We start from the raw sequence: 13,772 nt of genomic DNA, 5'->3' as shown, positions 1-13,772 counted from the left end.
GGTGAGGTCGTTGGAATCACCCAAAGATGATAGTGGAATGGTGAAAAAAGTGAATGAAGTGCTTTTTTTGAGTGAAATTATCGTATATACAGGTGTATACGATAATTTTTGATAAGCTTTGGTTGGTCAAATCGGAAGCCAGGCTTGGGGGACAGCGATAGCTCGCTCTTTTTCACCCGACGACGAGCGCGAATAGATCGCGTCTTGACGGAGGTCTATTTAGAGCAAGTGCACTAAATTTCATGCTTCACGGGCTGGGATACGTCCCTTCGAGCAGAGGGCTAGCTGCATAGCAATGCTCCGAAAGTGCGCAGAAGTTCCTTTGGGGGCGCGCAACCGATATCTCTAACGCCGTACGGAACACGCTCTTTGGGTATCGCAATGAGCCGCGGCCAGCCTTCGACTACGAGGCTGTTGAGCATCTAGTGTCGGAGACTTACTGCGCTACATAGCGTCGTTCGCTTGAGACTGGGGCGGCCGGATAGGGCGTGGAAGTTGCGTTGCGTCCCCGCGAACGAACGGTTACTCCTGCGCTATAGCTGATCTATGCTCGGCGACAGAACACAGGGAACAGGGCTTACCAGCCTGGACTTTGTTCCGCGGTATGCGTGCCCCTCGTAGCGGCATGTACGCTGCGGGAAGCTTGTTCGTGTCGGCCAAGCGCACTATGCTGATCAAGGTGCGCCACATTCGGTCCGGGCATATGGTCCCGGGAAAGTGAGTGGACCTCCTCAACTGGTGGTGGGCCCTCCAATGCGGCGACCAAGAGTTACCCAATCGATTGATAGTTTGTTTTTTAAAGGTCCAATCGCTCCGACTATTACGCCTTAGCTCAAATGCGCCGGCCTCGATCTGACGCACGGAGGTCAGACGGACCTCCGATTACCGCGAGGATCGCCGAGCGCCCGCTATCACGAGCGGCAAGTATCGCCGCCATCAGGTTCGTGGTTGGCGCACCGCACCCGATCCACCCCGAACGAGCCAAAGTAACAAATTCTGAATTATTGAAGTATCGCGGGCAGTTTTCGTAACCGATTCGACGGCCGTGGCCTTGCTTTGTCGCTTCGGGAAGTTTGAGAAAATGCTCAACATGTGGAGCGCTCATCGTTATCCCGGCAATCAAACTATCGTCACTCGCATCTGGTCTCGTACGCTCGCAAAATTTGAAATAAAAAGGCTCATCGTTGAGCCGCAGATCTCTCAATTCCCCATTTCCCGCGGGGATGGACGAAGCTGAACGAATCCGCTTCATCGCCGAAATTTGGTGATCGAGATTGCTCCCATCGACGCGGTAGCTCCAACCAGGTACGACAACGTCTTTCTGCATCCCTTTGTACTGAAGCATCAGGAAGCTGTAGTATTGCTCTTGGAAAATTAGGAGATCCACACCTGTGGCGGTCTCGATAGGTGTCGCATCTGTAACGTATGTTCTAACGTTTCGGCCAGCCGGCCCGACAAATTCTCCCGTCGCGCCCCCTGTCGCAAACACGGTTTGGAAAGCCCTTGCGTCTTGCTCAATGAGGGAGCGTTCAGAGATGGGTTGAGCATCCAAAAGGTCCAACACGGAACTGGCACTGTTCGCACGCGATGCGTTTCCAGACCGAAAAATCGCCCTTCTGTCTAGACCGGCAATATCAAAGCATAGTCCGACGGCATCTCGCTGTTCTGTAAGCCGGGTTATACGATTGTCGTTTCCAAGCAGTCGACGCTCTTCCAATCGTCGTTCGACGAGTCGATCGAGCTCCTGCGCGTGTTTCGGACGTAGTCTTTTGACTAGATCTATAAGTGCTGCCCATGTGTGCGCGTCAATACGCTGCAGTTGTTCAGCCGTCGAGATCTTCGCAATGAATCCATTGCTGTTGTCTGCCTCATGAATCGAAATTGGCTCTTTAAAGATCAAAGCGTCGCTTAGACGCATCTTGACTCGCCTCGTACCTCCGCTCCCTCTCATTCGTGTCATCAGCGTGGCAGCGAATATCACTGCGCCCGGGTTTCGACGGACAAGAAATACCAGTTCGCATCGTTCGAATGCCCAGTCCTCTGCGGAAAAAGACTCAGACACTTCCCCGTACTCCGCCAGAATCTCCGCGATTCTCTCAGTCCGCGCGGGCTCGAACGTGAGAATAAATCCCCCGTAGCCAATAAACGAGACTTCTTCGCGCTTTTTCACGAATTGATTCTCCGAACTACACCGAAATTAGGGAATTTTGAATTCAACGGCTTTGGTAAATCCAGGGCAGATTACATCGGCAAGTGGCATGGGCCAGCGAGTGAGTAGGCAAGCTTGTGCGCAGCCCCATTCTTTTGCCCCGGGCCGAAGCCGGTCCTGGAGGAGACCGACGATGGACAAGTCCACGGCTACATTGATGAGCCTGCCAGTCATTAATGGGCCAACCGGATTTCTTACTGCTCCTTGACCGCAACCCTCGTTGCACCACCATGTTGCGTTACTCGCGGCCGACATTTCAGCTTAACAGCCCCCTTTGAGAAGGACTCGTCTGTCGCCTTGCTCGACCAGATGTAAGCTTCTCCAGCCTTAAGCTGAGACATACGCTCTGGCGTTAGATTGCCGAGGGCAGCATTGGCTTTCTGGATGTGCTTAAGCCAGGCGGGCGAGTTGAACTTGTGCATGATGATCTGGCTAGAAAGCTCGATCAAACTTACCGGCACGGACGGAGGGTCTTGGCTGGCTACCATGATGTTTACGCCTTTGTGCCGCATCTCCCGAACTACCTCGATCAGCCCGGCAACCAGGTCCGGGCTTTCGATGTACTTGTGAGCCTCGTCGAACACCACAAGCTTATTGAAGCTGCGCCCATCGATCTGAGCATCAGCAAACAGCTGAAGCAACACAACGAAGAGTCCAAGAGCCTCATCTTTCTCAATGAACTCATCGCGAAGGTCCACGATGATCAAGCGTCCGGGCTTGACTACTTCAGTCAGCGAAGCGGAATCGTTGATGTAGTCAGCGGCCAAGTCGAGCCGCATTCGTGCGAGCTCTTTCAAATGATCCGGCACGGAGGAGGCATCGATACCGACCCGCAACCCATCTAAGCTGATGTCGTCGCGCATTGATTTCATGATGCGCATAATCTGGCGGATATAGGTGGCCTGATTGCCTACCGCCCCCATCAGAAACTTCCAGTGCGACGCTTTCAATTCCGACGAAGCAAACTGCATCGGTAGAACTACGATGCCTGGATATTCCGCGCGCCGCTCGTCGATTTTGTCTGCCGGTACCAGCATCACTACATCGGCAAGTGCTTTGGGTTCGGCTCCATACACTTCTTTTAGCGATCGCACCTGATCTTCAACGCTGTTGGCTCTTACCATCGACGTGAACTCAGGCTTGTAGTCCATAGTCGGGCTGTAGTGGAAGATGACTGTAGCCAAAGGCTCGGGGAGTTTGTTGATCCCCGGAATCTGCAGCGATGCCATTTCGGCCACTGTTCCCAGCGTATAGCTCTTCCCGCCGCCTTGAACACCAAACAGGCTGATCGTGTGGGTCTGGTTTAAGTCTAAAGCAACTCTTCTGCCGGAGACCTCACCCAACAGGCCATACTGCGGCGTCGCCCCGGTCGCTCCGAGCATGATGTCGTAGACGGCGTCACCCAATGGGGCGGGAGGAGTCAGTAAGCGTTCATCGCTGTGACTGGCCACATCGCTGGTAGGTACGTTGTGTACAAGCTCGACAGGGACAAGTGACGGCGTCTCGATCCTCTCAACTGGTACGGATTCCTGTTGATCAGCCTGTTGTGCCGACGTTGCGACGCCCGGCGCCTGCTCTTGCACGACTTGGGCATTTGTTGGCTGTGGCGCATGCTGGTAAGTCGATCGCGATGCGTCGTCCAAAGCCAGGGTCCGATCACGCACCGGGCTTAGAAAGGCCGCGGTGTCGTAAGTTGGAACGGCAGGCGCCAGGCTCCTGCGCCTAAGCAGCTCTTCGACCGGATCGCCGCGGACTTCCGCTGAAAACGATGCGACAGACTCGCTTTCGACAATCGCCGACTCCACCAGTTGTCGGATCAAATCACTGCCGATGCGGTAATACTCAATGCCGTTCTCGAGTTCCGCGGGTTCCGTTCCAGTCTTACTGAAGTCAAAGACTACCGCGCTGCGCGTAAAACGTAAGGTGTAGGTGCGCTCGTCCAGGCGCCGCAGGAAGTAGCGAGCTTCCTCCGCCGCTTCCGGTAAGACGATTCCATATCTTTCGGACCGGTCGAGATAGAAGCCAAGCAATGCTGCAAGATCGCGATTCTTGATCGCCCGGTCAGGCCGGTCCGGCTCGTGCAGCTTCGGGTCGAAATGATGTGAGATGACCCGTTCGGTTTGGATAATTTGCTCGGCGATCAAAGCTTTCAGTTGCTCATAGGCAGACAGGTCTCCAACCTGGCTGTAACACTTCACCTCCACAAGACGGCACGTCACCGTCCGTGCCATTGGATCGAGATCGAAGAGCGCCAGATCAGTTCTACGGAAGTTGACTTCGTCACCCAGCTCTGCGGCGTTTTGCCGAAGAGGCGAATATAGTTCCAAGTGTGCGTCCAGGGGCACAACGATTTGGCTTTGAAAAACGCCTTGATGCTCCAAGAACAGACGTGACAAAGCGAGCCCCATTGCCTCGGCACGCTGAGACGTGGACGACAAGAGTTTCAGCGCTAAGCGCCCCGACAGCGAGCGCAACTGATCAAGCATTACCACAGCGTGCTTGCCGGTACTTGGCAAACCGTAGTCAGCCAGGATAGGTGCCAGTAACGACTCGAGTTCTGCCACCGAACGCGAAGTAATGGCCAATCGGTGACTCATGGCATTCGCCATATCAGGCGAGTGATCGATTAAGTAGTCTGGTCGCGTGGGATGACGGCGATGATCGAAGAACTCGATTCCCAAGTTCCGGTCAATAGTCAGTACCCAGTCACTCACTTCATGCACCTGGTGCAGCATTGCCCGCTCGTCGGCCGAAAGGCTGAGTGCTACGACCGGGCGGGCATGCGGCAGATACTGACTGCGCGCGACCGTCGCCAACGCTACCGAGAGGGACCGGGCCGTACTCCCAAGCAGGTCTGACAAAGACTCCGCACCATCGATCGCCTTGGGAGCGCCGTGCAGCGGTCTGCGCAGCCAGGTGATGGCTTGCTCATCCTCCAAGTATTCGACTGCAAACGGTTGTACCAAGCCATGCACGAGCGACGCATCATCGGTATCGCGAACGTCGATAGCCCGAATCTCCTCAGCTGGGAACAAATCGAACAAGAACGTTAGATGTGCCGTATGCGAATCCGGGCTGTCGCGGAACTCCTTGATCGAGCGAATGGCCAGGCGCAATTTAGGGTGTAGATGGCTTTCGGTCGGCGTGGAGAATGCGTCCGCCTCCTTGACACTGGTACCGGAATCAGGTGTCAACAGCTCCAGCAGTGCCTCACCGATTGCTGGCGCTGCCGGGTCAACTACAAAAAGCCGCACGTCATAGCGTAGGTCAGCAAACTCCGAATGGCTTTGCAGGGCCAACAAGACTTCAGCCAGCGCCGCGGCCCGCCCAGTGTTGAAGGCATTGATGGTGAGCGTCCTCACATACGGGTGTTGGACCAAGTAGCGCAGGACACGTGCGGCCAGATAAGCGCTGTCGATGGCTGCGCCTCCAACCGCTGGCTCGGAAATACCCAGCGCTGTGCACACCTCGCCGATCAGTCCTCTCGGGTCTCTCTCGTCGGCAGCAGCATACAAGGACCAAAACGGATTTAGGTTGTCGACGGTCAGCGCGATACGCCCCAACTCTTCTCCGAATGGCAATACAGGCGGAAACGCCGCTGGGATAAGGTGCTTGAGAATTGCGTCGCGTGTGGGTACAACAAACTCTTTCCCGCTGGCTAGACTTTGTTCCAACCATAGCTGCCCGAGTCTACCCCAGGCAGTATGCCAATTGGTGCGCAGTGGGTGTGTAGGTCCCAATAGCAGAGCGTCACGACGCCGGCCTTGGTAGTCGTCCAGCACGACAGACACTGTATCCATCGTCAATGCGCAACGAAGCTCCTCCATGGCAGCTCGGACCATGGCCGAATCAGCAGCATCAGCACGTCGCAACAGCGTATCAATCCATGCCAGATAGGCGGCGACGTAGTTCTGCGCCACATCCTGCAGCTCAAGGAAGTTGGTCGCTTGCGTGATAAGCCGTTCATCGCCTTTCACAACTGCGGCGAAGTACGCAGAACGAGCTATCCGAAACCTTGTTGCTTCATCCGAGTTTGACCAAGCGAACGACTGCGCGAAGCGCGTTCGTACGCCTGATGCCGTCACCTCGAGCCGCAATCGATTTGTGCCCTCAGGGTCGTGCAGAAAGGCACGCTCCAGGTCGGCCAGTGTGCTGGATATGAACACATGAGCCTTGCCTTCCTTGCCTAAGCGAACTTCAAGCGTTTCACTGGCAGCCGATACAGCTTTGTTACCGCGTTCTATCCAAGAGCTGCCCGTGATTGAAACGGCGGCTGGATCACGTTCTTGCGAAATCGCCGAGAACTTGGCGCGAAACCATGCATGCATCAAACTCGCATCGCGTGGCACGGCGCGCTGAGGCGGTTCGATCTCCATGTCCTGTTCGGTTAGAACATAAAACAGGTCGCTCTCATTAGGCTGCATCTCGGCGGCGTCCGATATCGGGTGCAAGATGTTGCCCTCTGCATCGAGCATTGGGATTCGCTCGCCCTCATCTGTCTCGCCATACACCCGAACGAAGTGCCAGCCTTCTTCCCAGTCAACCTTACCAATCGAGTTAAACGAAATCGTTCCAGTATCAGTCGCCTTGGCCCATGCCGCCTTGCGCCGCCGCAGCCCGGTTGGTCCGTTGTCCTTCGAGATCACCTCCGCCACAAATCGAGAGAGGCCCTCGATCTTGGCAGGCACAGGCTCCACACGGAAAGACACCCCGAATTTCTTCAAACCCGTCTTCGAGACGGGTAGGACGCGATGTCCAATCAGCTCCGCCAGTCGTGGATCGTCGGCATCATTAGCCACGGTCGGCAGATCAGGCAGGATCACGTCGCCGATGAACACTGCGTCAGGGTTAATGCCCCCGTCTTCGAACAACCACCGGTTAAATGCGAGCGGCCAGTTAGCTCGGTCGCGAACAATCTGCAAACACCAATCACGCGGGTCGGACACACCTACGCGCGCAAAAAACTCGCCAAGCTGCTTGCAAAACGCAGGATCAAGCAAGCCCAACTCCAGCGCACGTGCCCGCTCCGACCGCGTTGACCATGTGATCTTCTCGACACACTCAAGATTGCGTGCGGCCCGAGCTGGCGCCCGCTCGGATTGAGTAAACAGTTCAAAGTCTGGCACCAGGGACAGCTCGCACAGCGCGGCGCCCATGGCATCGCGCTCATGACCGTTGAGTTTGCAGGTCAATAAAAAGCGCGCGACAGACGGGGCGTCAACAAAGTGCCAACGATTTTCCGTACGCTCGAGTTCATGCAGGACTGCTTCGACGGCGGGCCTCAGCTCCACGGGGACCTCCGCCGTCAGTCGGGAAATTAGTTCACGGTATGTGCCGTCGATCGACACCTCTTCGAAGGTCGCCACACCAAACGAGTCTTCCGCCGCTGTCCGGAGATCGTTGGGCACGAAAACGAGAAGCGGGGGGCGAAGTTCATCATTGGGTAGTGGATTGCGCAGTTCTACCAACTTCGTACTGCTAACCGCCAAAGATGGCGCTTCGGCTCGAAGTTCATCGTCCGCAAGCAGGACCACCGTCGCCGTCGGCACAGCTGCCCGTAAGGAGCCGGCCAGGCGCACCATCAAATCGCGGTCCAGATCGGTCACGCGCATGCAATGGCCAGCTTCTTTTCCACTAAGTGCTCCCACAAGCCTAGGTATCAACACCGCCTCCAGCGCGGCATACCAATCAGATGGGGTGATTTCGCGCAGCCCCTGACTCATACGCGCTCTCCTTCTTGTTGTTGAGCGATCGAGTACCTCGGTACTATGGTCTGCGTTACATAAGCGTCAGAAAGATCACGATAGAAGCCAATCTCGCGCAGCCGGCTCGTGAATGCATGGGCGTTGCTCCTCAGTGCCTTGCGCTCTTCGATCGATGGCGATACAAATCCCTCACCAGGCGGAAGTTGATCGATGTACAGACCATACCGTTCTCGCAGGAAAGTCAGCAAGTCATCAATTCGCATCTCTCTGGTGTGATAGCCCCAGTCACCACCTGGCCGTAGCACGGCAATCTGCAGCAGCACTTCGAGCAAACGGCTGTCAAGCGTGAAGCGGCGTGGGGCATTGCGGGCCCGCGTCTGCGCGAGCAGTGCCCCCTGCCGGTTCTTTAGCATTGTTGAGTCGAGCGACTCGACGATGTACTTCCGGTGAAAGGCACCCCGCAAGTTGACCAGCACCTCGACGTACGTCTCGAAGTCCGAGAGTCCCATCTTAGTAATGGCTTCCACCTCTTGCGGCAGGCCGGCCTCGCCGTCGTCCAGCGATTCCAGCAAACCCGCCAGACGTTCACCAAAAAACTTCTCGCGCTCATCCATAAAGGGCGCCGATTGTAGGCCAAACAGCTCGCCGACCGAGAACACAGCCTTAAGTGGTCGCACAACCTTACCTCGACGCACCAGGTGCTCGGAGAACTCGTCCAACTTCTTCGCCGCGAAATAGGCTCGCAGGAAGGACGGAATCCGACGGTAGTAACCGTCTGCGCTACGCTCAGCGAGTGAGGCTGTTGGCGTGTCAGCATTACCGGTCAAATCGACGAATAGACCTAAGGTGTATGGGCAATCCCCTTGAGGCGCGCTTCCCTCTCGTGGCTTCATGGGGCACGCGCTCTCAGCGCACAGGCTGTTGGCTCCTTGCAGTTTCTGCCAGGCCGGCAACAGCTTGAGCAAGCGCAAATGATACAGGGCAAGGTGGAAGGAGAGCAGAACCTTCAAGTATTCCACCATCACCGCCCGAGGCATGAACTGCTTGTAAAGTAGCAGCCGCTGAATGTCCTCGGCCATCAGGTCGGCTGAGCCAATGCAGACTGGCGCAAAGCGGTCACCTCCAGCCCGGGTGTCGGCCGTGTCCTTGCGTTGGGACAGAAAGTGCAGCAGCGTGGCCGTTTCGATGTCCGTCAGCGCAGACTCGTTCAGGTCCCTCGTCACCGTGTCGAAACCGTCAAAAAAGAAAGCCTTGAGATGCTCGATGGCATGTTGCCCCGACTGATGCCGAGCGTGGTACAGCATCTGGTACAAGTGCTGTGAGGCCCCATAGTCGCGGGAGTGCTTTGGATTGCGGAAGCGATAGGTGTAGCCGTGCAGCGGGCGTGGTCCTGCCACTGCGGCGTTCTTCCGGCCGCGGTTGACGATGTCCATCAAGTGAGTCTCGACCCAACGTTCGACGATCTCACGATGATGGGCAAAACCGAGAAACTTCTCGTTTGCATCCAGGATATCGTCGACGAACTTGTCGACCGTCAATTCGCGCTTGTCGCGGAACACACTGGGAAAGCCGTTGTGCTCAAGACGCTCAAACAGGCCCGTGAGCACACGGTCCATCTCGACGGTCTTGAAGTCGAGATAGCTGATTTTGGGCAGACGAAACTCTCTGTCCTTCTTCTGCAGGGCCATCACGTTCCTCCCGCTTTCGCTGATCGCTGTACGTCCTTTGTGCCGACACCCTCGATCACCGCCTGCAACAAGCGCAGCTCGATTTTGCCATCGTCGTGGCGGGCCAGGCGGTAGAAGTCATGGCCCGTTGTCGTCAGCAAAATCTCGCGATAGGGCTGGGCATTCAGGCTGTTCTTGAACACCCCAAGGCACAGGTAGAAGCCCTGCATCTCTTCTACACTGGGTCGGTAGCCTTCATTCAGGCGCGTAAGCATCTCGAACACATCGAGATTGATGAGCAATTCACTGGTCATCGCGCCCGTACCCGGTGGCGTGAACTGCAAGCTTAAGCCGGTCGGCAGGTGCTCCACGAACCGGGCATGCGCAGCAAAATCCTGCACACGCAAGGTAAAGCCATCGAGCGGAAATAGTCGGTAGCTTCGCACCGTACCGTGCTCTACCTGACGCAACTGCAGCGCCAAACTTCCCCCCAGACGCTCGGGCCGTTGTAAACCCTCTCCCCGGTTGATCGCGTGCAGCAGTTCCAGTGTCATCCCATCGATCGTGGCCTGATCACGCACTACATCCACCATGCGCTTAGCTGAGCGGTACGGCAGCATGCGCTCCCAGCCACTGTCCCGCCGCTCGAAGAAGTGTTTGCGTCGTGCCATGGCCACGTAGTCGCGATGCTTCGTCGCGCGCTGGAGCACAGTTGATTCCGACACACTTCGCGGCAATTCATCAAACAGGCGCTTTAGCACGTCGAAGTCGTAGGCGCCGCGTCGCTCGAAGCGAAACAGAGCTCGGTCATCCGGCTGCACGAAATCCAATCCTCGGTCAAAGCGCGAATCCTCTAAACGACCCACATCCAGCTCCCGTAACTGGTTGATCAGGCGATCCGCATTCGGCTGGTCACCCCCCATCCAGCTGTTGAAGTAGTAACTGCGGGCAACGTCTGCATGCTTGCCTGCGGCGTACAAGGCATGTATCTCAGCACAGTCGCGGTTGCCAATTAGCATGAACGAGAGTGCCGAACGGAGGTCGCGCATGGTGATGTGCAAGCGCCCGCGTAAATGAACCATCGTAAACAGTGTCTTCAGTCTCTCCAGCAAGCGCGGCGCGGCGGTTTCGTCCTGGAAACTACGCGTGTTGTGCAGCGCGTAACAACGGTCCTTGAGATCACAGCTTTCGCAGGCGACCCAGTATTCGGGGCGAACCATGGCCTGCACAGTCCGCTCCAAAATCGATCCTCCTTCAGCAGGTGCGACCACGCTTCGCAGATTAAGGTTGACAAGCGCCACGCCCGACTTGGATTCGCCGGTGGTGAATGCTCGGCGTACCAAGGCGGTCAAGGCTGGGAAGTCGTGCTCATGAGTGGACAGGAAGTCCACCAGTCGGCCCTCGTTAATAGCGATCAGCCGCGTCTCGATCGGCCTCCAGTCAGCAGCGTCTGCACCCTTGAACGGTGCCAGAAACTCACTCAGTACGATGTTGTTGTCTTTGCTGCCCTCGTCTTGGCTGCCGTCGTAGTTGATCAGGTAGCGGTGGCCAGCCAGTTGCAATGAGCTGCCATTGTGCAAGCTACGATCGACCTCGCCCCCGCGTGCCTCCACCTCCTTTTCCAGTCTCTGCAGAAAGGCCGTCTTACCGTCGCCAGCGTTGCCAGAGATAAGCACCAGACGGAACTCGCAGCCCAGCACGGCCGGCAGCAGCTGCCGATCGAGCGCGGTTTCCACATAGGCTGAGAAACCCAAAGCGTCGATGCCTCGAGTACCCGCGTTGCTGCGGCGGCTTTGGCTATAGAGTGTCAGGAGGTGCGAGACGAAAGCATTGCTGTTGGGTGTGGATTGAGACAGCGCCGATATGCCAGTGCTCACCGCCTGCGCCACTGCTGAAACACTCACACTCTGGGTGCGGCGGGCTTGGCGCACTTCCGCGAGCGTATCCTTCAGCTCCTGCGCTGAATGAAAACGCTCAGACCGACGTGGGGCAATCGCCTTCAGTACCACGTTGACCAGCTCCGGCGCCAAGTCGGCAAAGCCCGACAGTTCACGCGGGTCGGGTGCCAATTTATTGACCGGCGGCTCGCTAGTGTCCCAGGGATATCGCCCCGTCAGTGCTTCGTAGAGGGTCAGGCCAAGTGCATACAGATCACGGTCGGCTCGCTCGCCGTTGTGCGGAATCACCTCTGGGTCAAAGTCCGGTGGCAGGTAGCGGCGCGATCCGCCGCCGCGCGACTCTTTATCATCTGCCCGCACCGAGACATTGAAGTCAATGATCTTAGCGCCCTTCTGCGTCCATAGTAGATTGCGTGGCTTGATGTCACAGTGGTGAAAGCCGTTACCGTGTAAGTGGACCAAGCCGTCGACCACCTGTTTGGCCAGCTCCAATGCGTCTTCTGGCGAGAGTAGGCGATCGTGGATCATGTCGCTTACGTCCGCACCCTCCACGTACTCGAACACAAGGAAGGGGATGCCGCGGCCGGGGATCACGTCGGCGTCCAGCACGCGTACTACATGCGGGTGTTCCGGAATCTGCACCAAGTGGCGGTATTCCTTCTTCAGCCGATCCAACGTGGAGTGCCGGTCGCTGATGATTAACTTTACAGTGCGCGCTACATCGCCAAGAGTATCGATCACCTTGTAGACCACGCCAAAGCTGCCACGTCCCAGCTTCTTTTCGACGATGAACTTGTGCGTCAGCATATAGCCGGAGGGCAAGTTCGGGTAGTCGACGCCATCATCTTTTGGGGCCGCCGATGTTGGCAGTTCAGAGACCGGGGATTCCGACTCTGGAGCAGGTTGCGGATGCTGCAGCAACGCATGTAACCTAGTCGTAGCGGCGACAGCGCTGAGGCGCTGCGCGGCATCAAAGGCGCAGAGCTCTTGCAACCAGTTGTCTACGCCAGCGTTGAATTCAGGTCGCAAGCTGGAGGGCTTGTACAGGAACTCGCCGGCGCGGTCCCACACAGTGGTGGGCTCGCCAGCAAAGGGTTTTTCGCCCGTGAACAGTTCGTAGAGGATTACACCGGCAGAGAACACATCGGACGCCGGCGTTGCGGCACCTGGCTCCCGGAAAGCCTCCGGCGCTACATATGCCTTTTCCACCAAATCAGTGATGTCCTCGGCAATCGTCAGGCTGCGCTCCATGCTGGTTTTGGCAAAGTCAAAATCCGTCAGCCGCGTGGTGCCGTCCTGGCCAATGAGGATCGCCCCCGGTGTCAAATTGCGATGGACCACCCCGTGTCCATGAGCGTGAGAGAGCGCACCCAGCAGATCTTTAGCCACCCGCCATTTCTGGTCTAGTGTCAGCGCCAGTTGCGGGCGAGCCAAGTGCACCATCAGGGCTTGGCCAGGTGCGTCGTCCAGGATCAATACGAAGGACTTGTCGTCCTCCATCGGGAAGAAGTCGCGTGCCGCCACGATGTTGGGGTGCAGCGGTAGGCTGGATAGCGCCTTGTAGGCGTTCGCAATGCGGTTGACCTGCACCTTCCGGACGTCTTCCGGCTGGTAAGGATCGGCTTGGTACACGCGAAGCCTCGCGGTGCCGCCAACGAACACATTCTCAGCCCGGTATTCGGTGAAGAAGTCGCTCGCACCCAGTTTGTCCGTAACTTGCCAGTGGCCGAAGCGTGGAATGCCCGGTACAGGCTTCGCCACTTTCAGTGCATGCAAGATTAAGCCTTGATGGGCCAAGATGTTCTTAGAGAAGCGCGCGGGAACCCGCGTAGCATCTTTGAAGTAGCGCTCGGTGTCCTTGAGACGAACCACATAGTGCTCGTCTCGTTCGTCGCGGTCGTTCAGGTAGGCGTCCGGCGCAGTGAGGAGGACGGCGGCCTCTACGAACACCTCATCCAGTTCGCGCCTGCCGGGGTGGGCCTGGGTAATCAAGCCCTTGACTGTGCGCGCATGACTGCGCAGTTTGGCCACAGGCGAAGGGTATGGCGCGCGCGCCTCTGGGTACCACTTGCTGCCGTAAACATCGATCGCGCCGCGCGTGCCCTTCACATCGATCAGATACACTGCATGTGGAGTCAGCAGCGCGAGGTCGATTTCGAAGCACTCACCCTGGCGTTCGATTTCGAAATTGTGCAGCAGGGTATAGCTGTCGGGTAAGCGATCCCGCAGGTGTGCGATTGCGGCGCGTTCGGCGTCGTTGACCGGTTGGCCTACGGGAATCACTTTGGCCATG

Annotated in this window: 4 protein-coding genes; all 4 read right to left on the bottom strand. The window is 57.1% G+C overall.

Annotated elements, in window-relative coordinates:
* Positions 1 to 832 precede the first annotated feature (832 nt).
* The 4 genes from WS96_RS33555 to mads6 all read right to left on the bottom strand — a co-directional run bounded on the left by WS96_RS33555 (position 833) and on the right by mads6 (position 13,771).
* The gene (locus WS96_RS33555; RefSeq protein ID WP_156443581.1) at positions 833 to 2,170 is read right to left on the bottom strand and encodes a hypothetical protein; all 1,338 of its coding nucleotides are present in this window, start codon (positions 2,168 to 2,170) and stop codon (positions 833 to 835) included.
* Between the two features lie 233 nt (positions 2,171 to 2,403).
* Entirely contained in the window at positions 2,404 to 7,932 is a 5,529-nt protein-coding gene (mads8, locus tag WS96_RS05185; protein ID WP_156443580.1) for a methylation-associated defense system ATP-binding protein MAD8, read from the bottom strand.
* Positions 7,929 to 9,602: a methylation-associated defense system protein MAD7 gene (gene mads7 / locus WS96_RS05180; RefSeq protein WP_059831065.1), complete on the bottom strand. Its 1,674-nt coding sequence runs from the start codon at positions 9,600 to 9,602 to the stop codon at positions 7,929 to 7,931. The genes mads8 and mads7 overlap by 4 nt, the downstream gene beginning before the upstream one ends.
* The gene (gene mads6, locus WS96_RS05175; protein WP_059831064.1) at positions 9,602 to 13,771 is read right to left on the bottom strand and encodes a methylation-associated defense system protein kinase MAD6; all 4,170 of its coding nucleotides are present in this window, start codon (positions 13,769 to 13,771) and stop codon (positions 9,602 to 9,604) included. Before mads6 ends, mads7 begins: the two co-directional genes overlap by 1 nt.
* Position 13,772: the final 1 nt, after the last annotated feature.

The sequence above is a fragment of the Burkholderia sp. MSMB1835 genome, assembly GCF_001526365.1.
Classification (GTDB): Bacteria; Pseudomonadota; Gammaproteobacteria; order Burkholderiales; family Burkholderiaceae; genus Burkholderia.
The sequence above is the reverse complement of the archived record's forward strand: the minus strand, read 5'-3'. Positions and strand labels throughout refer to the sequence as shown.